General features: G+C 73.8%; 20 protein-coding genes. 12 read left to right on the forward strand and 8 right to left on the reverse strand.

The window, feature by feature from the left end:
- Positions 1 to 43: 43 nt before the first annotated feature.
- Together ACIA5G_RS10105 and ACIA5G_RS10110 are read right to left on the reverse strand one after the other, a co-directional pair.
- Positions 44 to 913, reverse strand: coding sequence for an SDR family NAD(P)-dependent oxidoreductase (locus ACIA5G_RS10105; RefSeq protein WP_395922209.1), 870 nt, complete (start codon positions 911 to 913; stop codon positions 44 to 46).
- Positions 871 to 1893, reverse strand: coding sequence for an alpha/beta hydrolase (locus ACIA5G_RS10110; RefSeq protein ID WP_395922211.1), 1023 nt, complete (start codon positions 1891 to 1893; stop codon positions 871 to 873). The genes ACIA5G_RS10105 and ACIA5G_RS10110 overlap by 43 nt, the downstream gene beginning before the upstream one ends.
- A gap of 448 nt (positions 1894 to 2341) precedes the next feature.
- Between ACIA5G_RS10110 and ACIA5G_RS10115 the strand changes: the two genes are divergently transcribed.
- Genes ACIA5G_RS10115 through ACIA5G_RS10130 form a run of 4 tightly spaced genes read left to right on the forward strand, consistent with a single transcriptional unit; the run spans position 2342 to position 10377 of the window.
- Positions 2342 to 3010, forward strand: a complete 669-nt coding sequence (locus ACIA5G_RS10115) for a hypothetical protein (protein WP_395922212.1) — start codon at positions 2342 to 2344, stop codon at positions 3008 to 3010.
- Between the two features lie 25 nt (positions 3011 to 3035).
- Positions 3036 to 4739, forward strand: a complete 1704-nt coding sequence (locus tag ACIA5G_RS10120; RefSeq protein ID WP_395922214.1) for a fatty acyl-AMP ligase — start codon at positions 3036 to 3038, stop codon at positions 4737 to 4739.
- Positions 4736 to 8923, forward strand: coding sequence for a beta-ketoacyl synthase N-terminal-like domain-containing protein (locus tag ACIA5G_RS10125; RefSeq protein WP_395922215.1), 4188 nt, complete (start codon positions 4736 to 4738; stop codon positions 8921 to 8923). Before ACIA5G_RS10120 ends, ACIA5G_RS10125 begins: the two co-directional genes overlap by 4 nt.
- The gene (locus ACIA5G_RS10130; protein WP_395922217.1) at positions 8914 to 10377 is read left to right on the forward strand and encodes an MFS transporter; all 1464 of its coding nucleotides are present in this window, start codon (positions 8914 to 8916) and stop codon (positions 10375 to 10377) included. The genes ACIA5G_RS10125 and ACIA5G_RS10130 overlap by 10 nt, the downstream gene beginning before the upstream one ends.
- Before the next feature lie 4 nt (positions 10378 to 10381).
- Here the strand turns inward: ACIA5G_RS10130 and ACIA5G_RS10135 are convergent, their stop codons facing one another.
- Positions 10382 to 10828, reverse strand: a complete 447-nt coding sequence (locus ACIA5G_RS10135; RefSeq protein ID WP_395922219.1) for a MarR family winged helix-turn-helix transcriptional regulator — start codon at positions 10826 to 10828, stop codon at positions 10382 to 10384.
- A gap of 64 nt (positions 10829 to 10892) precedes the next feature.
- Here ACIA5G_RS10135 and ACIA5G_RS10140 point away from each other — a divergent pair, with 64 nt between their 5' ends.
- The gene (locus ACIA5G_RS10140) at positions 10893 to 11336 is read left to right on the forward strand and encodes a nitroreductase/quinone reductase family protein (protein WP_395922221.1); all 444 of its coding nucleotides are present in this window, start codon (positions 10893 to 10895) and stop codon (positions 11334 to 11336) included.
- Positions 11333 to 12532 carry an FAD-dependent oxidoreductase gene (locus ACIA5G_RS10145; protein ID WP_395922222.1) on the forward strand — a complete coding sequence of 400 codons (1200 nt, stop codon included), beginning with the start codon at positions 11333 to 11335 and terminating at the stop codon, positions 12530 to 12532. Before ACIA5G_RS10140 ends, ACIA5G_RS10145 begins: the two co-directional genes overlap by 4 nt.
- Here the strand turns inward: ACIA5G_RS10145 and ACIA5G_RS10150 are convergent.
- Complete coding sequence (locus ACIA5G_RS10150; RefSeq protein ID WP_395922224.1) at positions 12502 to 12963, reverse strand: SRPBCC family protein; 462 nt, start codon at positions 12961 to 12963, stop codon at positions 12502 to 12504. The genes ACIA5G_RS10145 and ACIA5G_RS10150 overlap by 31 nt on opposite strands.
- 172 nt (positions 12964 to 13135) lie before the next feature.
- Here ACIA5G_RS10150 and ACIA5G_RS10155 point away from each other — a divergent pair, with 172 nt between their 5' ends.
- The gene (locus ACIA5G_RS10155; RefSeq protein WP_395922225.1) at positions 13136 to 13504 is read left to right on the forward strand and encodes a DUF4383 domain-containing protein; all 369 of its coding nucleotides are present in this window, start codon (positions 13136 to 13138) and stop codon (positions 13502 to 13504) included.
- Here the strand turns inward: ACIA5G_RS10155 and ACIA5G_RS10160 are convergent.
- Positions 13455 to 14708, reverse strand: coding sequence for a glycosyltransferase 87 family protein (locus ACIA5G_RS10160; RefSeq protein WP_395922227.1), 1254 nt, complete (start codon positions 14706 to 14708; stop codon positions 13455 to 13457). The two genes, ACIA5G_RS10155 and ACIA5G_RS10160, sit on opposite strands and share 50 nt — an antisense overlap.
- Positions 14709 to 14804: 96 nt before the next feature.
- Between ACIA5G_RS10160 and ACIA5G_RS10165 the strand changes: the two genes are divergently transcribed.
- On the forward strand, positions 14805 to 15032 hold the full coding sequence (locus ACIA5G_RS10165; protein WP_395922229.1) for a hypothetical protein: 228 nt from the start codon (positions 14805 to 14807) through the stop codon (positions 15030 to 15032).
- A 37-nt stretch (positions 15033 to 15069) separates the two neighbouring features.
- Positions 15070 to 16272, forward strand: coding sequence for a cysteine desulfurase-like protein (locus ACIA5G_RS10170; RefSeq protein ID WP_395922231.1), 1203 nt, complete (start codon positions 15070 to 15072; stop codon positions 16270 to 16272).
- 59 nt (positions 16273 to 16331) lie between these two features.
- On the opposite strand, the gene ACIA5G_RS10175 is transcribed toward ACIA5G_RS10170, so the two are convergent.
- The 3 genes from ACIA5G_RS10175 to ACIA5G_RS10185 all read right to left on the reverse strand — a co-directional run bounded on the left by ACIA5G_RS10175 (position 16332) and on the right by ACIA5G_RS10185 (position 21573).
- Complete coding sequence (locus tag ACIA5G_RS10175; protein ID WP_395922233.1) at positions 16332 to 17735, reverse strand: M4 family metallopeptidase; 1404 nt, start codon at positions 17733 to 17735, stop codon at positions 16332 to 16334.
- Between the two features lie 304 nt (positions 17736 to 18039).
- A complete protein-coding gene (locus ACIA5G_RS10180; protein ID WP_395922235.1) occupies positions 18040 to 19689 on the reverse strand; it encodes a PucR family transcriptional regulator in 1650 nt (549 codons plus the stop codon).
- A 78-nt stretch (positions 19690 to 19767) separates the two neighbouring features.
- Entirely contained in the window at positions 19768 to 21573 is a 1806-nt protein-coding gene (locus ACIA5G_RS10185) for a hypothetical protein (protein WP_395922237.1), read from the reverse strand.
- A gap of 129 nt (positions 21574 to 21702) precedes the next feature.
- On the opposite strand from ACIA5G_RS10185, the gene ACIA5G_RS10190 reads away from it, so the two are divergent.
- Genes ACIA5G_RS10190 through ACIA5G_RS10200 form a run of 3 tightly spaced genes read left to right on the forward strand, consistent with a single transcriptional unit; the run spans position 21703 to position 23440 of the window.
- Positions 21703 to 22050: a hypothetical protein gene (locus tag ACIA5G_RS10190; protein ID WP_395922239.1), complete on the forward strand. Its 348-nt coding sequence runs from the start codon at positions 21703 to 21705 to the stop codon at positions 22048 to 22050.
- On the forward strand, positions 22047 to 23282 hold the full coding sequence (locus ACIA5G_RS10195) for a hypothetical protein (RefSeq protein WP_395922240.1): 1236 nt from the start codon (positions 22047 to 22049) through the stop codon (positions 23280 to 23282). Before ACIA5G_RS10190 ends, ACIA5G_RS10195 begins: the two co-directional genes overlap by 4 nt.
- Positions 23279 to 23440 carry a hypothetical protein gene (locus tag ACIA5G_RS10200; protein ID WP_395922242.1) on the forward strand — a complete coding sequence of 54 codons (162 nt, stop codon included), beginning with the start codon at positions 23279 to 23281 and terminating at the stop codon, positions 23438 to 23440. Before ACIA5G_RS10195 ends, ACIA5G_RS10200 begins: the two co-directional genes overlap by 4 nt.

Raw genomic sequence — 23440 nt, forward strand, 5'->3', positions numbered from 1 at the left:
CGCACCGCCGGCGCGGCCTGCCCCTGGACCTCATCCCGCGACCTCACCGCTTCGCCGCCGTCACCCGGTACCGAAGCCGGAACGGCAAACTCGCCAGCACCGCCGCCAGCCGGGCGTCCGTGCCGACCAGGTACCGCGGCGCCGGCCTGCGGCTCGTCAACGCGCGGACCACCGCCTGCGCCGCCCGCCGCGGTGGCACCCCGGTCCTCGCCGAACGCGCCGCGCTGTGCTCTGCCGCGGCCAGCTGCGCCCCGTACCGCTCGAGGCCCGCCGGCGGCAACAACGAACGAACGTCCTCCGCCGCCGCTCGGGCGCGAGACCAGATAGCCGTGGCGACCGCGCCCGGCTCGACGAGGACCACGTCGATGCCCTCCGGTGCGAGTTCGGCGCGCAGGCTGTCCGTCAACCCCACCAGCGCGAACTTCGACGTGTGGTACGGCCCGAGCATCGGCCCGGCGATCCGGCCGCCGATCGAGCCGACCGTCACCACCCGCGCGGTGGGCGCGATCCGCAACGCCGGCAGCATCGCGCGCGTCACGGCGAGCTGCCCGGTGACGTTCACGTCCAGCTGCTCGCGGAACACCTCCAGCGGCACGTATTCGAGCGGGCCGGGACGGGCGAGCCCGGCGTTGTTCACCAGGCCCCGCACCGGTCCGCCGGCCGCAACACGCCGGCCGCACGCTTCGATCGAGTCCGCGTCGCGGAGGTCCATCCGCAGCACCGACACCGCGTCGCCGTAAGCGCGCACGAGCTCCTTCTCGTCGCCGTCGGAGCGGACGCTCGCCCACACGTGCGCGCCGCGGCGGACGAGCTCCGCCACGCACGCGCGGCCGATCCCGCTCGAAGCGCCGGTGACCACATAGGACGGCTTCACGACGCCGGCCCGGCGAGCACCTGCAGCATCCGCGGCCACGTCTGGTGCAGCTGCTCCTGCCAGTACGCCCATTGGTGCGTGCCCGGCCCGTAGAGATCGGCCGTCACCGGGACGCCGAGCGCGCGCAGCCGGTCCACCAGCGCGGTCGTCTGGCCGCCGCACAGGAACTCCAGCAGCATCGCGCCGGGCAGCACGTCGATCGGGAGCTTGGCGTCGAGCGGCCCCGGCAGGCCGTTGCCCGCCGAAAGGTAGACCTCGGTTCCGCGTAGCCGCGAGGCGTTCACCAGCGGGTCGTGGGCCTCCCAGCGCGCCGATTCGCGCCGCCGGTCGCCCCAGAGCGCCTCCGGGTCGAGGTGGGCCGACGTGACGATGGCGTCGGTCAGCAGCTCCCCGGTCGGCCCGGTCGGGTTGACGTTCCCGCTGTAGGACGCGGCGTAGCGGAACACACCGGGCCGGCGGGCGGCGAGTTCGAGCGCGCCGTACCCGCCGAGGGACAGGCCGGCCGCGGCCCGCCGCCCGTCCCCGCGATAACCGCGGTCGACCAGCTGCGGGAGCTCGACGGCGGTGAAGGTCTCCCACTGGTTCAGCGCGATGTCCTTGCCGTAGTTCCACCAGTCGCTGAAGAAGCCCGCCGGGCCGGAACCCGGCATGACGACCAGGACGCCGGCGTCGTCCGCCAGCCGCCGGACGTCGGTGTTGGCGCTCCAGCCGCGGTAGTCCTGCAGCCGCGTCTCCCCGGCGAGCAGGTACACCGCCGCCCACTTCCGGTCCGGCTCGGCCGCCCAGCCGCGCGGCAGGATCAGCCGGACCATCGCGTAGGCTCCGACGCCGGTCGAGCGCACGGTCAGGTCGAGCACCCGGGGATCACCGTCCACAGTGGTCTCGGCGACGACGTGCGAGCCGTCGTCGGCCCGGACGTCCGGCACGCCCGTCGCAGCCCGGGCGGGTGCCACCGGCAGCACGCAGGCCACGGTCGTCAGGACCGCGACGGCACCGAACCACCTCGCAGATATGCGCATACGTATTCCTTTCTCCGGTCGTTCGATCGAATCCGGAAAAGTGACGGCGATCACCCGGAAACCGGCATCGGGTGCGCGGTCACGTTAGAGTACACCGGGCCCGGACAGCAATTGTCCGGTCGCTCACACAACGAGACAATGTGAATGGCAAGCAAACAAAACCACCCCAGACCTCCCCCGCCGGGGTGAGGCATCGATCACCGAGCGTGAGCAGAGTCGGACGGCCGTGCCACATCCCTGCAGTTGACTCGCCAGTAACCCCTAATTCAGCAGGTCACCCGGTGTACATGAAGCGCATTGACGTAATCTTGACGGCCTTCCGGTAACCGATTTCCTGTCGTAGCCTTCCCCTGCCACCGGGCTTGGACGTCCGCCGACACGTCCCCGGGTGACGGTCCCAGCGCAGGGACCGCGAACCCCGTCGAGAATCCTCCCGAAAGGGTTTTTCATGCCTGCCAGAATTCGCTTTCCCCCGGTCCGCGCCGCCGCACTGCTGGTCGCCGTGGCCGCGGTGACGACCATTTCCGGCCCGGCCGGAAAACCGGCCGCGGCGCCCCTCCCCCAGCCGGCCGTACCGCCGGCCGCTCTGCTGCCCACCGAGACTCTCCCGGGTGCTCCCGCAGCACGCGACGTGTTCGACGTCGCCACCGCACTGTCCACTGCGGACCGCAAAGACGGCACCGAGTGCTCGGACGTGGTGCACGGCCGGCTGCTCGGCCCCGGAACGGCGACCGGACAGGGCTTCCAGACCGCCATTCCGGGCGGGCAGCTGTCCGAACTCGTCGCCCGCACACCCCATCCGGCCGACCTCGCCACCTGGACCGCCCAGGTCCGCCGGTGCGCCGAAGTCACCGTCGACGACGAGGACCTCCCCACCGTCTCGACGCTCACCCTCGGCACCGCACCCGCCGTCCCCGGCGCGGAAACCGTTTCCTACCAGCAGGTCCTGACCTTGCCCGGGCAGCCGGCCGACCGGCCGGGGCTGCGCCTGCGCACCGTCGCCATCGCCGCCGACGACGTGCTGGTCGTGCTCCGTGACGCCGGAGCGACCGACGTCGACCTCACCACCCTGGCCGTCACCGCGTGGCAGCACGCCGCCGCGCGGCTGGGCCGCTGAACCAGCCGAGCACAAGGAGAACCCCATGTCCCTGGAGCAAACCGGCGGCGACACCCTGACCGCCTGCCTGCGGCACTGGGCGGCGACGACCCCCGACAACGCCGCGCTCACGTTCGCCGACTTCACCACCGACCGCGACGGGCGGCGGCGCACCCTCACCTGGCGGCAGCTGGCCGAGCGTGTCGACGCCGCCGCGGCCGCGCTCCCGGTGCGCCCCGGCGACCGGGTGGCCGTGCTCTGCCCGCAGGGCGCGGACTACGTCGTCGGGTTCCTCGCCGCGATCACCGCGGGCGCGATCGCCGTGCCGCTGTTCGCCCCGGGCCTGCCCGGGCACGCGGGACGGCTCGCGGCGGTGCTCGCCGACTGCGCGCCCACGGCGGTCGTCACGACGACCACCGCCCACGCCGCCGTCGAGGCGTTTGCCGACGTTCCGGTCGTCGCGGTCGACTGCCCCGGCCCGGCGCGCTCGTGGCCCGCGCCCGAAGCGGCGCCGGACGACGTCGCCTACCTGCAGTACACGTCCGGCTCGACCCGCAGCCCGGCCGGCGTGGTGCTGACCCATGCGAACGTGCTGGCGAACGTCCGCCAAGCCGTGCGGGGCCTCGGGCTCGACCGGGACGCCGCCACCACGGTGTCGTGGCTGCCGCTGTTCCACGACATGGGCCTCGTCCTCGGCCTGGTCACGCCCTTGGCACTGGGGCTGCGGTCGGTGCTGATGGACCCGCTGGCGTTCATCGAACGCCCCGTCCGCTGGCTGGAGCTGCTCGGCGACCACGCCGGCGCCTGGAGCGCCGCGCCGAACTTCGCCTTCCACTACTGCGCGAGCCGCGTGTCCGGCGCCGACCGCGCCCGGCTGCGGCTCGGGCGGGTCGCCGCGATCGTCAACGGCGCCGAGCCGATCAACCCCGACGTCCTCGAGCGGTTCCACACGGCGTTCGCCGCCGCCGGGTACCGGCCGGAGATGACGCGGCCCGCGTACGGCCTGGCCGAGGCGACCGTCTTCGTCACCACCGGCCCCGCCGTGCCCCCGCGCGTCACCACCTTCGACCGCGACGCCCTCTCGACCGGCACCGCGCGCCCGGCCGCCGACGGCGTCCGGCTGGTCGCCTGCGGGGTTCCCGCGGGTCAGCACGTCGCGCTGGTCGACCCGGACACCGCCGTTGCGCTCCCGGACGGCTCGGTCGGCGAGATCTGGGTCCACGGCCCCAACGTCGGTGCCGGCTATTGGCAGAAACCCTTGGAGAGCAAGAAAACCTTCGGCGCCCGGCTCGCCGGTGACCACGCCGGGCTGCCCGAGGGGCCGTGGCTGCGCACCGGTGACCTCGGTGTCCGCCACGAGGGCGAGCTGCACATCGCGGGCCGGATCAAGGACCTGATCATCGTCGACGGCCGCAACCACTACCCGCAGGACGTCGAGGCGACCGCCGCGGCCGCCCACGGCGCGCTCCGCCCCGGCAGCGTCGCCGCCTTCGCGACCGAGGGCGCCGACACCGAGTCCGTCGTCCTGGTCGCCGAGCACCGCGCCCACGAAGACCTGAGCGAGCAGGCGGAACGCGACCTCGTCACCACGATCCGGCGGCTGGTCTCCGACGCGCACGGCCTGGCCCTGCGCGAGGTCCTGCTCGTGCCGGCCGGCCGGGTGCCACGCACCTCCAGCGGCAAGATCGCGCGCGGCGCCTGCCGCGACCGCTACCTCGCCGGCGACTACGGAAAGGTCCTGGCGCAATGAGAAACCCCGACGCCCTCCGCCGCCGGCTGCTCGACCTGGTCGCCGAGCACACCGGCGCCGACGTCGAGCCCGACCGCCCGCTCGCCGACTACGGCCTGTCCTCCCGCCAGGCCGTCGGGATCGCCGCGGACCTCGAAGACCTGCTCGGCACCCGGCTCCCCGCGACCCTGCTGTGGGAGAGCCCGACCATCAACCACCTCGCCCGCAGTCTCATCGCAGGCGACGAGCCCGAGGCCGAGGCGCCGGGCAAGGACCGCCGCCGGACCGACCCGGTCGCCGTGATCGGCCTCGGCTGCCGGTGGCCCGGCGCCGACGGTCCCGGCGAGTTCTGGGAGCTGCTGCGGACCGGGCGGGACGCCGTCCGGACCGCGCCGCCCGGCCGCTGGGACGCCGGCGCCGCGCCCGTCGCCGGCGGGTTCCTCGACGACGTCGCCGGGTTCGACGCCGAGCACTTCGGCATCACCCCGCGCGAGGCGGCGGTGATGGACCCGCAGCAGCGCATGCTCCTGGAGGTGGCCTGGGCGGCGCTGGAGCACGCCGGGATCGCGCCGGTGTCGCTGCGCGGGAGCCGCACCGGCGTGTACACCGGGATCGCCACCCACGACTACGGCCACCTCACGATGACCGGCGGCGAGCCCGACCTGTGGACGGCGACCGGCGCCGCGGGCAGCATCGCCGCCAACCGGCTGTCCTACGTCTACGACCTGCGCGGGCCGAGCATGGCGGTGGACACCGCGTGCTCGTCGTCGCTGGTCGCGGTGCACCACGCGGTGCGGGCGCTGCGGGACGGCGAAGCGGACCTGGCGCTCGCTGCCGGGGTCAACCTCATGCTGCTGCCCGGGCCGACCGCCGCGTTCGCCGCCGCCGGGCTGCTCGCCGGCAACGGGCGCTGCAAGACCTTCGCGGCCGGCGCCGACGGCATCGCGCGCGCCGAGGGGTGCGGTGTCGTGGTGCTCAAGCGGCTGGCGGACGCCGAGGTCGACGGCGACCGGGTGCTCGCCGTCGTCCGGTCCTCGGCCGTCAACTCCGACGGCCGGTCGAACGGCCTGGCCGCGCCCAGCCCCGTTGCCCAGCAGGCGATGCTGCGTGACGCCTACCGCGGCGCCGGGCTCGATCCGTCCACTGTGGACTACGTGGAGGCGCACGGCACCGGCACCCTGCTCGGCGACCCGATCGAGGCGGGCGCGCTCGGCGCGGTCCTGGGCGCGGGTCGTCCCGCCGACCGGCCGCTGCTGATCGGGTCGGTGAAGACGAACATCGCGCACGCCGAAGCCGCGGCCGGGATCGCCGGGCTGATCAAGGTCGTGCTGGCGATGACGCACGGCGAGCTGCCGCCGCAGCTGCACTTCACCGCGCCGAACCCGCACATCCCGTTCGACGAGCTGCGGCTGCGAGTCGTCACCGAGCCGACACCGTGGCCCCGCCACTCGGGCCGCGCCACGGCCGGCGTGTCCGCCTTCGGGTTCGGCGGGACCAACGCGCACGTCGTCGTCGAGCAGGCCGCGCCCCCGGCCCCGGCGCCGGAGAGCACCGGCGTCCGGATCGGGCTGCTGTCGGCCCGCACTCGCGACCGGCTCGCCGAGCGGGCCACACAGCTGGCGGACTGGCTGGACTCCCCGGCCGCGGGTTCGCTCGCCGACGTCACGCACACGCTGTTCCGGCGCGACAACGGCGCCCGGCACCGGGCCGCGGTTGTCGCCGGGGACCGGGCCGAGCTGGCCACGCTGCTGCGGGCGGTCGGCGCCGGAGCCGACCCGCTGCCCGCCGGCGCGGTTTCCGGCACCGCGAACCCCGGCGAAGGCCCGGTCTTCGTGTTCTCCGGGCACGGTTCCCAGTGGGCCGGGATGGGCCGCGGCCTCCTCGAAGCCGAACCGGCGTTCGCCGCGCAGGTCGACAAGCTCGGCGACCCGTTCACCGAGCACACCGGACGGTCGTTGCGCGCGCTGCTGGGCTCGGCGGGTCCGTTCTCGCTGCCCGAAACCCAGCTGGCGATCTTCGGGACGCAGGTGGCGCTGGCCGCCCGGTGGGAGGCGCTCGGCGTCCGGCCCGCCGCCGTCCTCGGGCATTCCCTCGGTTCGGCGGCCGCCGCGGTGGTGAGCGGAGTGCTGAGCGCCGACGAGGCCGTCCACCTGGTCGCGACCCGGGCCCGGCTGCTCGGCACGGTCCGGCCGGGCGGCGCGATGGCCGCCGTCGAGCTGACGCCGGAGGAGCTGCTCGGGTATCCGGAGGTGGAGCTCGCCGTCGACTCCGCGCCGCGGCAGGTCACGGTCGCCGCCGCTGCGGACGTGCTGGATCGGCTCGTCGCCGAGCTGGAGGCGGCCGGCCGGACCGCGCGGCGGCTGCCGGTCGAAGTGGCCGGCCACTCGGCCGGGGTCGAGCCCGTGCTCGGCCCGCTGCGCGACGCCCTCGCCGAATTCGGCGGGCGGCGGCCGCTGGTGCCGTGGTACGACACGGTTTTGACCGACCCGCGCGAGCTGCCGGACTTCGACGCCGGCTACTGGGCCGCGCACCTGCGCCGCCCGGTGCGGTTCCGCCAGGCCGTCACGGCGGCGGCCGCGGACGGGCACCGAGTGTTCGTCGAGGTGTCGCCGCACCCGATCCTGCGGGGTTCGGTGGCCCGGACACTCTCGGCGGCGGGCTTGCCGGATGCCGTGGTGACGGGAACGTTGCGCCGCGGCCAGGACGAGGTCCGCGCGTTCGGCGCGGCGGCGGCGACGCTGTACTGCGCCGGTGTGTCGTTGAGTCTCACCGACCCGGACGCCGGGGCGCGGCTGGCCGACGTTCCGCCGATGCCTTGGCGGCACGAACGGCATTGGTACACCGAGGTTGCTCCGGCGCCTGGTCACGCCACGCAGGCCGCGCCCGTCGGTCCGGTCTTGCCGCCGGCACCCGACGGCAACCGGCTCACCGAGATCGTCGCCGCGATCATGGGGCTCTCCCCCGACCACCTCGACGCGGACGTCCCGCTCGTCGAACTCGGGCTGGACTCCCTGATGGCCAACCGGATCCGCGAAGCCGTCCGGCGGGAGCTGGGTGCCGAACCCGATGCCGCCGCCGTGTTGCGTGGCGCCACCCTCGCCGACCTCAACCGCGATCTCGCGCCGCGCGAAGACGACACTCCGCGACCGGCTCGCGGTCGTGCGTGGGACGCCGCCGACCGGCTCGTCCTGCGGCTCTGGCGGGAGCACACCGGCACCGACGCGGGTGGCACGCACGTCCGGCTGACCGGCACCGACCAGCCGGAACGGCTCTCCCGGCTGCTGGCTGACGGGCTCACCGAAGAGCTCGACACCCCCGTCGATCCGGCCGAGCTGCTGCGGCACGACTCCCTTGCCGCCATCGCCGACGTCGCGCGCGCCGTCCTCGACACGCGGGAGGAACGCGGGCCGGTCCACGTCCTCAAGCCGGGCGACGCCGGAACCCCGCCACTGCTGCTGTTCCACCCCGGAGGCAGCACGTGCACCGTTTACCGCCCGCTGCTGGACCGGCTGCCCGCCGGCGTGCCGTGCGTCGGCTTCGAACGCGTTCCCGGCACCAGCATCGAAGAGCGCGTCGAACGGCTGCTGCCGCTGGTGCGGGCGCGGCTCCCCCACGGGCCCTACCGGCTCGCCGGCTGGTCGTTCGGCGGCGCGCTCGCCTACGGCGTCGCCGCGCGGCTCGCGGAGGAAGGCGACGAGGTGGATCTCGTCGCGCTCGTCGACACCATGCTCCCGCTGCCGGAGCCGGACCTCGACCCGCGGGCGTCGTCGGCGCGGCGGTTCCTGCGGTTCACCGGGTACGTCGAAGGCACCTACGGCCGGGCCGTCGCCCTCGGCCACGACGAGCTCGCGCCGCTGCCCGAGGAGGAGCAGATCGAACTCACCATGCGACGCGTCGCCGAGGCCGGGTTGCTCAGCCCGGGCGTGCTGCGGCACCAACGTCAGTCCTTTTTGGACACCCTGGCCGCCGAACGCGGGACGCCGCGGCCCTACGCCGGCCGCGTGGTGCTGTACCGGGCGACCGAGCCGTACGCCGCCGGGCTGGCGATGGAGCCGCGGTACTCCCGCGCGGACCTCGCCGCGGGCTGGGCGGACCTGTGCCCGCGACTGGAGATCGTGCCGGTCGCCGCGCACCACCTGTCGGTGGTCGATCCGCCGCACGTCGACGTGGTCGCGCGGCACCTGGCGGGCCTGCTGTGGCCGTGACCCGGGTCCGGGCGTGGCCGCTGCTGGCCGTGCTCGGCGCCGGGCTGTTCCTCGTCGCGGTGGACGCGACCGTGCTGCACGTCGCGCTACCCGACCTGGTCCGGCAGCTGCGGCCGGGCGCCGCCGCCCAGGTGTGGATCGTGGCGATCTACCCGCTCACCGCGGCGCCGCTGCTGCTGCCGTTCGGCACGCTCGGCGACCGCTACGGACGGCGGCGGGTCCTCGTCACCGGTTACGTCGTGTTCGGCGTGGCGTCGCTCGGCTGCGCGTTCGCCCCCGGGGTCCCGGCGCTGCTCGCGGCGCGCGCGGTGCTCGGCTGTGGCGGCGCGATGATCATGCCGGTGACGATGTCGCTGCTGCGGGAGCTGTTCCCGGAGCAGCGGCAGCGGCGCACGGCGATCGCGGTGTGCAGCGGGATCGCCGGCACCGGCTCGGTGTTCGGGCCGGTGCTCGGTGGCCTGCTCGTCGAGACGTGGGGCTGGCGGGCGACGTTCCTGGTGAACCCGCCGGTGATCCTGGCCGCGGTGGTGGCGGCGCTGCGGTGGCTGCCACCGGCGCCGCCGGGGCGGGGCCGGTGGGACGCGCTCAGCGCGGTGCTCGCGGCCGGCGGGGTGCTCGGGGTCGCGTCCGCCATCGGGCCGTCGGGGGGCGGCTTCGGTGCGGGCGCGGCCGGGTGTGTCCTCCTCGGACTGTTCGTCCGGCGGCAGCGCCGGTCGCCGGCGCCGCTGCTGGATCTCGCGCTGTTCAAGCGGCCGGGCGTACCGGGTGCGGTGGGCGGGGTGCTGCTGGTGATGAGCACACTCGTCGGGCTCGGGCTGCTGCTCGCCCAGTACCTGCAGGTGGTGCTCGGGCTCTCCCCGACGGCCGCGGCGGCACGGCTGCTGCTGGTGCTCGGGGCCTCCGCGGTGGGCAGTGTCGTGGCCCCGGCGCTGCTTTCGCGGTTCGGCAACCTCCGGCTCCGGACGGCCGGGTTCACGGTGGTGGCGGCGGTGTTGCCGATCCCGGCGGCGGGCGCGGTGGATTCACCGTGGTGGCTGGTGGGTTCGGGGTTCGGGATGGCGCTCGCCCTGACGTCGAGCACGGACACCCTGCTGTCGGCGGCTCCGGCCGACCGCGCCGGCGGCGCGGCCGCGGTGGAGAAGACGGCCTACGAGCTGGGTGCCGGGCTGGGCACGGCCCTGTTCGGCGCGCTGGCGGCCGCGGTGTACGCGGCGCACCTCGTGGTGCCGCCTGGGGTGCCGGATGCGGTGGGACGCCTCGCTTCGGCGGGTCCGGCCCAGGCTCAGGCGGCCGCCCACGGCCTCGCGGCGGCCGGCGAGCTGCTGGCCGCGGCACGGGCGGCCTGCACCACGGGGGTGCAGGTGTCGGCGGGAGTCGCGGGTGGACTGTTCGCCGTCGCCGCCGTGGTTTCCGCGGTGCACCGGCAGCGTGCGGTCTCGACCTCAGACGTATAGATCGTTATACGCTATCCGCGTACCCGCGCAGGATCTCCGTGGTGTCACCGAGGAACTGCGCCACCACCTCGGCCTGCCCGGGCGCCAGGTCCTCCGTCAGCCGGGTCACCGCGTCGACCAGCGGAGCCAGCGCCACCCGCACCTCCGCCCGCGCCGTCTCGGCGATCGTCAGGGTGATCCGGCGGCGGTCGCTCGGGTGGGGTGTCCGGCGCACGTGCCCGGCGGCTTCCAGCCGGTCGACCAGGACCGTGGCCGACGCCGAGCGGATCTTCAGCGCGTGTGCGAGGTCGACCGTCCCCATCGGCGTGCCGCCGGCCAGGTGCTGCAGGGCCTGGACGTCGGTCGGCCCGAGGTCGAGCCGGCGGGCCAGGGCCAGCTGGACGTCGTGGGCGAGCGCCAGCAGTTCTCGCAGGGCGAGGTTCACCCGGAGCGCGACCGGAACGTCTTCCACGGAAGTCATCCTAGAGACCGCCAGGTAGCTAGACAATCTAGCGAGTTTTGCTACGGTGGGCCGGGTGGACATCCGAGCGATGAACGCCGAAATGACCGCCAAGCTCATCGGCGCCCCCGGCGAGCCGCCGCCCGAAGGCGGGTACGCCCTGCGGGTCGTGGAGACCCGTGGCCGCAGCACCGGCGAGCCACGGCTCGTCCCGCTGGCCGTCGTCGCGCGGGGCGGCGGGCGCTACCTCGTCTCGCCGGTGCGCGACCGCGACTGGGTCGCGAACCTCCTCGACGCGCCCGAATGCGCGCTGCTGGCCGCCGGTGAACGCCAGGACTGCCGGGCCGAGTCCGTCGACGGCGACGAAGCCGCCGGCGTGGTCGCCACCTACCTGGCCGCGATGTCGGTGCCGTGGGCGGTCAAGGCGTTCCCGGTCCCCCAGGACGCCACTCGGGAACAGATCAGCGCACACCTCCCGGAGATGGCCGTCTTCCGATTGTCCACTGTGGACACACCATGAGCGTCGCCGTCGCGGGCGGCGGGCCCGGCGGGCTCCTGCTCGGTTACCTGCTCGCCCGCGCCGGGATCGACGTCACCGTGTTCGAGGCCCGCTCCGACTTCGACCGCGACTTCCGCGGCGACTCGCTGCACCCTTACACGCTCGAACTGCTCGACCGGCTCGGCCTGGCCACGGACCTGCTCGAGCTCGACCACTTCAAGGCACGCTCGTTCCGCTTCCACACCCCGGCCGGCGTTTACCGCTGCGCCGACTACGACCGGCTCCCCACGCCGTTCGGGTACGTCGCGCTGATGCCCCAGGTGCGGTTCCTAGACTTCCTCGCCGAGCGCGCGGCCGCGCTGCCGACGTTCACGCTGCGGACGAACGCCAAGGTCACCGGCCTGCTCGAGGACGACGACGGCACCGTCACCGGCGTCCGTTACCGGGGCGGCGAGCTGAAGACGTCCCTCGTCGTCGGCGCCGACGGGCGGTTCTCCACCGTGCGGCGCCTCGCCGGGCTCGACGCGCGGCCGCTCGGCGCCACCACCGACCTGCTGTGGTTCCGGCTGCCGCGCTCCCCCGGCGACCCGCCCGACGCCGACCTCGACCTCTACTTCGGGCGCGACGCCTACGTCGGTGTCCTCGGCGGCGTCCACGACTGGCAAGTGGGTTACAGCATCGAGAAGGGTTCTTATCCCGCGCTGCGCGAACGCGGGGTCGAGCCGATCCGCGCGTTCCTGCGCGAGCGCGTGCCGTGGCTGGCCGACCGGGCGCACCTGCTCACCGATTTTGCGCAGACGACGCTGCTGTCGGTGGACATCTCCCGTGTGGACCGCTGGCACCGCCCGGGCCTGCTGCTGCTCGGCGACGCCGCGCACGTCATCTCCCCGGTCGGCGGCAACGGCATCCTGATGGCGGTCCAGGACGCGGTTGCCGCGGCGAACCGCCTCGTTCCGCCGTTGCGGCGCGGCGAGGTCACCGACGAAGACCTCGCCGGGGTCCAGGCCGACCGGATCCGCGCCATCGAGCGGGTGCAGGCCGACCAGGTGCGCGTCGAGCGGCGAGCCGCGGCGGCGCGGGCCCGCGGCCGGGGCACCGCGCCGCCCGCCCTGCTCAAGCTGCTGTTCGCGATCCCGGCGGTGCGCACCCGCGGCGCGCGCAGCAACGCCTACGGCCCGTTCCCGCCTCAGCTGGACGAGTCGCTCTTGCGGTCGTAGGACGTCCAGCCGCCGTGGCCCTCGGCCGCTTCGACGTCGGCATCGGCGGTCGCGGCGTGCGTCATCGCCGCGATGGTGCGCTCGAGGCCCTGCTGGACCTCGTCGCCGTCCGCCTCGCGGACGCTGTGCAGGGTCACGGTGATCTCGGACGACGCCGGGCCGGCGTCGGCGATCCGGAGTTCACCGTGGTAGTCGTCCGGGCCTTCGGCGCCCCAGGACAGAGAGCGGTTCGCCGGGTCGGTGTGCAGCCACGCCTCGCTCGCGACGCGGTGGCCGTGCACCTCGGCCTCGACGTGCACCGTGTCGCCGCCCTGGGGCTCGGCGACCTTCATCGCCGGGAAGTACCGCGGCAGGTTCTCCGGGTGGCTCAGGAAGGCGAACAGCTCGTCGGCGGGGACGTCGGCGGTCGCGGTGTGGTGGTACTGGGTCATCGTCAGCTCCTCGTCGGCGGACCGGTCGGGCCCCGGTTACCCCGCTCCGCCGGACGCAATCCCGCGCCAGTGCTTTAAAAGCCCGCCGACGGGGAACCCGGAACACATGGCGCGCACCGAACCCGTGGCCCGGACGCCGAAACCGGGCCCGGCTCCCGTTCAGGGCATTGGCATGCTCATCGGACTGCTGTTCCTCGTCCTCGGCGCGCTGCAGCTGATTCCGGGGGTCACCGTCGGCGACGGTCCGCGCACCCTGTTCGGCGTGTTCGCCGTCTCGGGCCTGTGGACGCTGATCCATCTGCTCACCGGCGCCGTCGCGGTGTTCTGCACCCGCTCGGACACGCTGTCGAGCCGGTTCCTGATCGGCGCGGGCGGCCTGTACGTCGTGCTCGGGTTCGCCGGGCTCCTCCCGCTGCCGCCGGCGGTCGAGGACCTGCTGCCGATGAACACGGCCGCGATCTGCCTGGCCTTCGGCCTCGGCACCGCGATGCTCATCTTCGGAGCGGGCTGGCTTCGGTTCGGGCGAGGACGCCGCCGCTGACGACGTCGCCCGCCGGCCGAGGGAACCGCACCAGGACGGCGGCGACCAGCACCGCCAGTCCGAAGAGGACATACCCGTTCCCGGTGAGCTGCTGGAAGATCGTCCACCGGCGCTCCACCTCACCGGCGCGTGGCCACCACCACTGCGGGCCGGCGACGAACAGCACCGCGCCTACGCCGGCCAGGACCGTGAGCCCGCGTCGCCGGGTGCGGCGGGCCAAGGCCGCCCAGCCGAGGACGACGACCACGGCCCAGACCCAGTGGTGCGTCCAGGAGATCGGCGAAAACAGCAGCCCGCCGACGGCGTTCAGGCCGAGCGCGATCGTGGTCTCCCCCGCGGCCAGCGCGCGCCGGACACCCAGCGCGGTCAGCACCAGGACCACCGCCACCAGCGGCAGCCACCACGCGGTGCGCGTGTCCGCCGGCACCCCGGCCCTGGCCAGCAACCCCAGCAGGGACTGGTTGCCGGCGTAGGTCGGCTCCCCGACGCGGCCGGTGTCCCACAACGCGCTCGTCCAGTACCGCACCGAATCCGCGCCGGCGAGCAGGAACCCGAGCGCCGTCGCGGCCAGGAACGTCACGACGGTCGTCACGGCGGCCCGGGTGTCCCGGCGGAGCAGGAAGTACAGGAGGAACACGGCCGGGGTGAGCTTGATCGCGGCGGCGAGGCCGATCAGCAGGCCACGCGGCCACTTCGGGTGGTCGACCAGCACGTCCAGCACCACGAGGGCGAGCAGCAGCAGGTCGATCTGCCCCGCGTACACCGTCCGCAGCACCGGCTCCAGCACCTCGGCCACCAGCAGGAGAGCCCCGACCCGGCGCCAGTCGCAGCGGGCGCCGAGCGCGCGGAGCACCGTCGTCAGCACGACGGCCAGCAGGCCGAGCGTGAGCAGGGTGAGCGCGAAGCAGGCGGCCCAGTACGGCAGCAGCGTCAGCGGGGCCAGCAGGATCGCCGCGAACGGCGGGTAGGTGAACAGCAGGAGCTGGCCGTCGCCGGTCGGCGGCAGCGCGCCGTACAGCGCTTCGCCGTGCAGCAGCGCCGCCGAGCCCAGCCGGTAGACGTCCAGGTCGACGCGGTACGCGGGGAACCGCAGCCGGCCGTCGTGGTAGGACACCAGCAGGGCCACCAGCACCAGCACCTGCGCGCCCGGCAGCACGTACTTGTTCCCGAGCTTGGCCCGCACCCCTCGTCCCCCTCCGGTCATCTCACGCATTCTGTCGGCTCCGCGGGCGAGCGCCATCCGGGAAACCCCCGGACCGGCCCCGGGAAAACCGGTTGCCCCCCGTGCCACTCTGGGCGGATGGGGACCCCGGACGGCTTCGGCCACCGCATCGACGAGCGCGGCACCGTGACGATCACCCACCACGGCCGTCCCGCCGGGACGCTCCGCGGTGCCGCCGCCGCGCGCTTCCTCGCCGCCCTCGACCGGGGTGACGACGCGCAGCTGCTGATGGCGCGCGCGACCGGCAACTACAAGCACGGCAACGAACGGCAGGCCCGCGACCACGCCCGCAACCGCGGGCGGTGACCCGTCCTGGAACGCCGGAGCCTGGCACGCTGGAGCCATGAGCTACGACGTGCAGACGGTCCGCAAGCACTTCCCCGCCCTCGCCGAGGGAGCCGCCCACTTCGACGGGCCGGGCGGCTCGCAGGTTCCCGACGTCGTCGGCGAGGCGGTGGCCGGCACGCTGTGCGCCGCGATCGCCAACCGCGGTGTGGTCACCGCCGCCGAGCGCCGGGCGGGCGCCGTGGTGACCGAGGCCCGGCAGGCCGCTGCCGACCTGCTCGCCGCCGACCCGGCCGGGATCGTCTTCGGCCGCAGCATGACGCAGCTGACCTACGACTTCTCCCGCACACTGGCCAAGAACTGGGGCCCCGGCGACGAAGTCGTCGTGACCCGGCTCGACCACGACGCGAACATCCGGCCGTGGGTGCAGGCCGCGGCGGCCGCCGGAGCCACCGTGCGCTGGGCGGACTTCGACCCCGCGACCGGTGCGCTGGCCCCTTCCGCCGTCACCGGGCTGCTGTCTCCGCGAACGCGGCTGGTCGCGCTGACGGCGGCGTCCAACCTGCTCGGCACCCGCCCGGACGTCCCGGCGATCGCGGCGGCCGTGCACGAAGCCGGGGCGCTGCTGTACCTCGACGGGGTGCACCTCACCCCGCACGCGGCGGTCGACGTCACGGCGCTGGGCGCCGACTTCTACGCCTGCTCGCCGTACAAGTTCCTCGGCCCGCACCTCGGGCTGGTCGCCGCGGCGCCCGCGCTGCTGGAGACGTTGCACCCGGACAAGCTGCTGCCCGCGACCGACGCCGTCCCGGAGCGTTTCGAACTCGGGACGCTCCCGTACGAGCTGCTCGCCGGCACGACCGCGGCCATCGACTTCCTCGCGGGGCTCGTCCCCGGCACGGGCTCGCGCCGCGCACGTCTCCTCGGTTCGCTGGCGGCGCTCGAGGAGCACGAGAACGCGCTGCTCGCCCGCCTCGACGCGGGCTTGGCGGAGGTGCCCGGGGTGACCCGCCACGGCGCGCCGGACCGGCGCCGCACCCCGACGGCGCTGTTCACCGTCGACGGCGTCCCGCCACAGGCGGTGTACGAGCACCTCGGGACGCAGGGCGTCAACGCGCCGGCGGGCAGTTTCTACGCGATCGAGTGCGCCCGGCACCTCGGGCTCGGGGACACCGGCGCGGTGCGGGCCGGGATCGCGCCGTACACCACGGCCGAGGACGTCGACCGCCTGCTCGCCGGGGTCGCGTCCGTCCCCCGCTGAACGCCGTGAAGGGCACCTTCATGTCCCTGAAGGTGCCCTTCACGACCGCTACGGCTCGGTCAGCTGGGGTCCTGATCGAGCTGCGTGGCCTTCACCGCGTTGGCGACCTGGGTGCAGTCGTCGTCCGTGATGCCCGCGGTGCCCGCCTTGGCCAGCGCGGCGCAGGAGGAGTTGAGGGCTTCGCCGACGTCCTTGAACGTCGCGCTCTGGGTGAGCGTGTTCTCGACGCCCCACCAGACCTGGACCGACTTGTCGAGGCCGAGGCCGCGCACGGTCTGGTTGTTGAAGGTGTCGCCGTCGGTGATCAGGTAGTCGGCCTTGTTCACGACGCCGTCGTTGATGTGCTCGTCCGGGTTGTTCGTGTCCCAGCCCGGGCCGTTGACCATGTCCGGCTGCGGGGTCAGCGACGAGCGCGGGTCCTTCATGTTCCGGATCGCGCCGAGCGACGAGCCCGCGCCGAGCAGCCAGCGGTTGTCCCCGGTGTCGTTGGGGTCGTTCGAGGTGATGCCGATGAACTTGCCGAAGACGTCCGACAGGCCTTCGTTGATCGAGTCGGCCTGGCCGCCGCTCAGCCCGGAGGTGTGCTGGGTGACACCGTGGGTGAGCTCGTGGCCGGTGATGTCGTCGGTGGTGACACCTTCACCGAAGGCCATCTGCTCGCCGTCCCAGAAGGCGTTCGCGAACGGGCATTCGCCGTCGACGCAGATCCGGACGGTGCCGCGCAGCGCCTTGCCGGTGCCGTCGCTGTAGTCCGCGCCGATCAGGCCGGTCAGGTCGACGTTGACGTACTTCGAGTAGAAGTCCGAGGCCTGGCCGAAGAAGTTGTAGACGTTGTTGACGTCGGCGACGCTCGACTCGGCGCCGCCTTCCTTGCGGGTGACGTCGAACGCGGTGCCGCAGCGGACCGAGTCGGTGGTGCCGCTGACCACCTTGTGGTTCGCGTCGCAGACGTCGCGGTTGGCCTCGCGAACCTCCGACCAGGACGTGAGGACGTCGGCCGTGCCGGCCTTGACCACCTCGGTCCACTTGTCGTTCAGCTTCTTGCCGTGCACGGTGACCTGGTAGGTCGGCACGGCGACGCCGTCACCCTTCGCGCCGCCGAGGGTCGCGTCGTACCAGTACGCGCGGGGCGTGTCGGCCTTCAGCGTGTTCGCCGGCAGGCCGGTGCGCTTCGCGACGTCCGCGATGGCGGCGTCGGCGGCACCCGCGTCACTCTTCGGGAAGGCGCCGGTGGTCTTCTTCGTGGTGCGGCCGTGCGTGGCGAGCACCGCGCCCGCCTTGTCGCGCAGCTGGATCAGCTGGCCGCCGAACACCGGCACCCCGCCGATCTCCTGCTGCTGTCGCAGCACGCTGCCGAACGGCATCGCGAGGGAGTTCAGCGCGTGCATCGACGGCTGCGCGATGGTCGCTTCGGCCGGTGAGCTGATCGTGGCCAGCGACACCGCGACCACAGCCGCGCTCACCGTTGCTCCTCCGGCGACCACCCGTTTGCGTGACACCCGGTACACCTCCGTGAAAGCTTGATCACCTGACGTGAAGTCCGTGCAGAGTCACATGCCCCAAAGGGGTCGCACACCGGTCGAAAGTAGGTAACTGACCATCTAGCGTCCGCAAACCGGTGGTTAATCACCGACATTTCGGACGAGCCAGACGGGACACACCCGTGATCGGAGGGGCATCACGCGTGATCGAGCGGGCATCACCGTGATGCCCCGGGAATCACGCGTATGTCCCCTCGGATCACGCGAGATGCCTCTTGGCGCACGGTCAGGAGGCGGGCGGGGCGACCACTCGGAGCTGGAGCATGGCCGCGAAGCGGGCTTCCGGGTCGGTCATGTCGAAGCCGCCGACCTCGGCGAGCCGGCGCAGGCGGTACCGGAACGTGTTGGGGTGCACGTGGACCGCGGCGGACGCGGCGATGACGTCGCCGAAGGCGTCGAGCCAGGCTCGCAGCGTCTCGACGAGGTGGGCGTGGTGCTGCTCGTCGTAGTCGAGGAGCCGGGCGACCGGGCCGGTCGGGCGGTCGCCGCGGACGGCGACCAGGTCCTGCAGCTCCAGCAGCAATGCCTCGACGTGCACGTCAGCCAGCAGCGCGACCCGGCGGCCGGTGCCGCTGCCCGACCGCAGCACCCGCAGGGCCCGGTCGGCGCTGTCTCGCGCTTCGGGCAGCTCGGCCGCGCTGCGTGCCACCGGGCCGATGCCGACCACGGCCCGGACGCGGTCGCCGACCCGGTCCAGGAAGTCCTTCGCGATCCGCAGCGCACGCCGTTCCCCGTCGGCGTCCCGGGTCACCGGCACCAGCCCGTACGCCGTGTCGCCGACGAGCGCGGCGGCGCAGCGCGGGTGCACCGCGCTCAGGTGCATCGCGAGCCCGTCGGCCAGCCGCTGCCGCTCGGTGGCGAGGCCGGCGTCCGCGGGCCCGGGCTCTCCGGTCTCGAGCACCGCCAGCGCCAGCACGACCACCGGCTGGTCGGCCAGGCCCAGCCGGCTGAGCGCCTCGCGTGCGGCGGCCCCGCCTTCCAGCGCCGTGCTCAGCAGATCCGCGCGCAGCCGCCGTTCGACGTCGGCGCCCGCCCGGACGCGCAGCAGGTGCAACGCCACCAGCGGGGCCGCGTCGCAGAGCGCCTGGGTCCGGTCGGGGGTCAGCGGTTCGCGCACCGCGGCCCAGATCGAGCCGAGGATCTCGTCGCCGGCCCGGACCGCGACGGCCACCCGGGGCATCGTCAGCCCGTCGAGGCTCTGCGGCGGGACGTCCATGTACACCGGCCGGTCGCTGCGGTAGAGCTCGCGGAACACCCCGCGGTCGACCAGCATGCGCGCGAACCGCTCCGGCACCTGCCGGCCGAGGATGGTCTCGACACGTGAAGGGTCGGCTTCGTCCTGACGGCCGGAGAACGCCAGCACACGGGACCGGCGGTCCTCGATGGTGACCGGCGCGTCGATGAGCGCGCCGATCGCGTTGGCCACCGCGAACAGGTCACCCGACGGCAGCCCGGCGAGCGTCTCGGGTTCGGCTCCCCCGACGTCACCCTCGGCGAGCAGCGACCGCAGCATCGCGGCGAGCTGGGCCCAGGACGCGCCCCGGGCCAGGCTCAGCAGGGCGACGCCGGTCTCCTCGACGGCGGCGGTGATCGCCGCGGTGACCGTGACCGGGGCGCGCAGCACGAGCCCGGCGGCGTCGTGCCGGGCGAGCGTCCGCAGCTGCCGCACGATCTCCTCGGGCTCGCCGAGGCCGACCCCGAGCACCAGGGCGTGCTGCGGCAGCGCCGGCTCGTCGAGCGGGTCGTGGATGGCGACCCCGCCGATGCCGCCGGGCCGGTCGCCGTCCCCGAGCACCAGGTCCAGGAGGGTGCCGCCCAGGTCGTCGAGGACTCGGCCGAGGCTGGCGTGCGGGCGCAGGTTCACCGAAACGAGCACCTCCCGAAACTAGGCGCGGAAACCTCAGCCTAGTTCGTCGAGGGGTACGAATTCAGCCCCTGGATTCGTCTGCGTGGACTAACTGGCCGGTTCGCGGCGCCGCGCCGGGTTGCCGGCCGCCGCAGCCGCGTACAGCCACGCGAACACCGCCCACATCCCGGCGAAGATCAGGCCGACCACGACGTAGGCGACCGTCCACAACACCAGTGGTGTGTCCGTCTTGCGTTCCCGCTGCAGGAACGAGATCTCGGAGACGAAGTCGCGCTGCCCGGACGCGGCGGCGATCACCGGGGCGTTAGCCGCCGGGTCGGCGGGCGCGTAGACCGGGGCGAGCGCCATCAGGCGGTTCGCGACGTGCAACCGGATACCGGTCTTCCACTGCCCGAAGACCGGCAGCGGCTCGGCTGTGCGGTAGGCGCCCGGGCCGATCTTCTCCAGCGGCGCGGAGTAGAAGTCCCCGCCCTGCCAGGCGAAGCCGGTGAGCCAGACGGCGTCGTCGGCGAGGTCGGGCCGGGAGATCGTCACGGTCGCGTCCACCCAGCGGGGGGTGCCACCACCGTGCGGGTTCGAGATCTCCTGACCGGCCGCGGCCTCCGTCAGCCGGACGTCGGCGGTGAGCCCGGGCGGCGGGGCGAGCGGGACGGCGACCGCCGCCATCAGCGCGACCACCCCGAGCGCTCCGGCCAGTCCGGTGGCGTGCCGGGCGCCGAACGCCTCACGCGGGCGGGCCCCCGCGGCGACGTCCTCGATCCGCCGGTACTGCCACGCGCCGACCAGCGCACCCGCAACACTGGCGGCGGCGCCGAAGACCAGGAACAGGCCGAGGTCCGCGGACGGCCACGGGTCCGGCATCAGCCACTGCGAGAACGCCCACTCGCCGAGCAGGCCGAGGGTGCCGCTCGCCAGCCCGGCGACCACCGGGAACAGCGGGCCGCGCACCAGCAGCGCCACGATCTCGATCACCACCGCCTCGGCGGCGTACGGCAGCAGCGATGCGACGTGCAGGTCCGCCACCAGCGGGATGATCGAAAAGACGGCCCGGGTCACGAGCAGCACGGCGACCACGATCAGCGCGCCGCCCGGCCCCCACGACAGGCGCCCGCAGACGAGCGTCCAGCTGCCGATCAGGCCGACGAGCACCACCTGGGCGAGCATCGGGAACTGCGGCACGCCGAGGTCGAACTCCATCAGGAACGCCGACGCGCCCATCATCCACGCGCCTGCGAGCACCGGGCCGAGCAGCCGTGCGAGCGGGCCGGTGGCGCCGACCTGGCGGGCTTCGGCGAGCAGCAGCTGCAGGCCGATCACCACACCGACACCGCCGCCGATCATCAGCACGTGGGTGGGGCCCCACTCGGTGACGTCCTGGCCGAAGAGCCGGTGCCAGACGTCGTCGAGCGGGAAGCCGGCGATACCGACGAGCCCGGTCAGCATCATCTGGACGCTGCCCATCGGCACCCGCCAGTGCGGGCCGAGCTTGAAGGTGCGCTTGGGCAGCTTTCCCTTGGCCAGCGCGGCAGTCAGCACTCCGCTGGCGAAGATGCCCATCAGTCCGAAGTAGATCGGGTAGTGCGACGGGTTCGCCAGCGGGCCTTCGTCGCGGCCGAGCTCCATGTGGATCGGGACGTCCCAGTAGACGCCGATCAGGGCGGCCATCCCGGAGAGGAAGGCGACGAACATCGGCAGCGCGGCCCAGCGCGGCAGGCCGGACAGCTCGCCCGACCAGTCGGCGAGACGGCCGACGAGCGTGCGTTTGCCGGCGCGCGTCCGCAGGACGAAGATCGCGAGCGGGAAGAAGACCAGCAGGAACATCAGCCCGGCGACGACGATCTGGCCGAACTGGGCACCCCCGGCCGGCGGGCTGTTCTCCTGCGCCAAGAGCATCTCGCGCGCCTTCCCGATTCCGTGAACTCAAGTAACTGTTACTGTTCGTCACACGATAAGCCGGGCGAACCACCCGGGCAAGCCCGGGGTGCCCGCAACCGGACATCCCGCACGAGGAGAAGGACAACGATGGCGCGGATCCTGGTGGCGGTGACAATGCTGGCCCTGCTGCTGGGCGGCTGCGGTTCCCCGGCGCCCGCGGCGCCGGCCGGCGAGCAGGTCGTCCGGTTCACCGTGCAGGGCGGCAAGCGGACCGCCGGCCCCGACCGCGTCGAGGTCACCCACGGCCGGGCCGTCCGGATCGAGGTCACCACGGACGCCGACGACGAGCTGCACGTCCACGGCTACGACAAGGAAGTCGAGCTGACCGCCGGTAAGCCCGGGTCGGTGGCGTTCACCGCCGACGTACCTGGGCTGTTCGAGGTCGAGCTGCACCACAGCGGGGCGAGGCTGACCCAGCTGCGGGTCGGCGCGTGACGATCGTCCTGGCCCACGGGCTCGGCGGGCGGTCCGACCTGCCGGTCCCGCTCTGGCTCGCGCTCTACGCCGGCGCGGCCGCGGTCCTCGCGTCGTTCGTCGTGCTGACGCTGTTGTGGAAGACGCCGCGGCTGCGCGGTGAAGAAGCCGGCCGGCCGCTGCCGTTCGCCCGGGCGATCGACTCCCGCGGGACGTGGATCGTCCTCAAAGGACTCGGGCTCGCCTGCCTCGCCGGGTTCCTGGCGACGGCGTGGTTCGGCCCGGACACGGCGGCGGCCAACCCGGCGCCCGCGTGGTTCTACGTGTGGTTCTGGGTCGGGCTGGTGCCGCTCTCGCTGATCGCGGGTCCGGTCTGGCGGCGGATGAACCCGTTGCGCACCTTGGCTTCGCTGTTCGGCTCCGGACGCCGTCCCCTGCCGGAGCGACTGGGCTACCGGCCCGCGGTGGCGGGCCTGCTCGTATTCCTCTGGTTGGAGCTGGCTTCCGGCCACTCCGACTCGCCCCGCCTGATCGCCGGATTCGTCACGCTCTACGCGGTGGCGCACGTGGCCGCCGGCGCGGTGTTCGGGCCACGCTGGTTCGACCGCGGTGACGGGTTCGAGGTCTACGCCGTCCTCATCGCCGGGCTGTCGCCGTTCGGACGGCGGGCCGACGGGCGGCTGGTCGTGCGCTCCCCGCTCGACGGGCTGCTCGCGCTCGGCCGCTCCCCCGGCCTGACGCCGCTGATCCTCGTCGTCCTGGGCTCGACGGCGTTCGACGGCCTGACCCGGCTCCCGTTCTGGAGCGACCTGACCGGCGACGGGCCGTCGCTGCTGCTCGGCACGGCCGGGCTCCTCGCGGCGATCGCCCTCACCGCCGCCGCGTACGCCGGCGGGATCCGGCTCACGCGGCCGTACCTGCGCCGCGGAACCGAGCCGTACGCGGGATTCGCGCACACGCTGGTGCCGATCATGGTCGGGTACACGGTGGCCCATTACTTCTCGTTCGCCGTGTTCGACGGCCAGCGCGGGTTGGATCCCGCTGTTGTCGACTACACGGTGGTGTCCACCACGGTCATCGCGCTGGTGCAGGTGGGCGCGATCGTGCTCGGGCACGTCCTGGCGGTCGGCTCGGCGCACGACCGCGCCCTCGGTGTGCTGCGCAAGGGGTACCGGACGGTCGGCCAGTACCCCTTGCTGGCGCTGATGGTCGGCTACACCGCGGTCGGCATCGCGCTCGTGTCGGGAGCGTGACGGCGGTGGACACGGCGGCGCGGGTGGTGATGATGCACCAGGGCGGCTGGGACGAGATCGCCCTGTTCACCGGCCCGGTGGCGATCATCGCCCTGCTGATCTTCCTCGCCCGCCGCCAGGTCCCGCCGGACGACGAGGAGGAAGAGGAGGACCAGTGA

Origin of the sequence: Amycolatopsis sp. NPDC051758 (assembly GCF_044453095.1) — a bacterium.
In the GTDB taxonomy this organism is placed as follows: Bacteria; Actinomycetota; Actinomycetes; order Mycobacteriales; family Pseudonocardiaceae; genus Amycolatopsis.

Excerpts from the sequence above, each read along its gene's own strand:
- ACIA5G_RS10110 (WP_395922211.1), bottom strand. The coding sequence starts at position 1,893 with ATGCGCATATCTGCGAGGTGGTTCGGTGCCGTCGCGGTCCTGACGACC.
- ACIA5G_RS10115 (WP_395922212.1), top strand. The coding sequence starts at position 2,342 with ATGCCTGCCAGAATTCGCTTTCCCCCGGTCCGCGCCGCCGCACTGCTG.
- ACIA5G_RS10120 (WP_395922214.1), top strand. The coding sequence starts at position 3,036 with ATGTCCCTGGAGCAAACCGGCGGCGACACCCTGACCGCCTGCCTGCGG.
- ACIA5G_RS10125 (WP_395922215.1), top strand. The coding sequence starts at position 4,736 with ATGAGAAACCCCGACGCCCTCCGCCGCCGGCTGCTCGACCTGGTCGCC.
- ACIA5G_RS10145 (WP_395922222.1), top strand. The coding sequence starts at position 11,333 with ATGAGCGTCGCCGTCGCGGGCGGCGGGCCCGGCGGGCTCCTGCTCGGT.
- ACIA5G_RS10150 (WP_395922224.1), bottom strand. The coding sequence starts at position 12,963 with ATGACCCAGTACCACCACACCGCGACCGCCGACGTCCCCGCCGACGAG.
- ACIA5G_RS10155 (WP_395922225.1), top strand. The coding sequence starts at position 13,136 with ATGCTCATCGGACTGCTGTTCCTCGTCCTCGGCGCGCTGCAGCTGATT.
- ACIA5G_RS10160 (WP_395922227.1), bottom strand. The coding sequence starts at position 14,708 with ATGACCGGAGGGGGACGAGGGGTGCGGGCCAAGCTCGGGAACAAGTAC.
- ACIA5G_RS10165 (WP_395922229.1), top strand. The coding sequence starts at position 14,805 with ATGGGGACCCCGGACGGCTTCGGCCACCGCATCGACGAGCGCGGCACC.
- ACIA5G_RS10170 (WP_395922231.1), top strand. The coding sequence starts at position 15,070 with ATGAGCTACGACGTGCAGACGGTCCGCAAGCACTTCCCCGCCCTCGCC.
- ACIA5G_RS10185 (WP_395922237.1), bottom strand. The coding sequence starts at position 21,573 with ATGCTCTTGGCGCAGGAGAACAGCCCGCCGGCCGGGGGTGCCCAGTTC.
- ACIA5G_RS10190 (WP_395922239.1), top strand. The coding sequence starts at position 21,703 with ATGGCGCGGATCCTGGTGGCGGTGACAATGCTGGCCCTGCTGCTGGGC.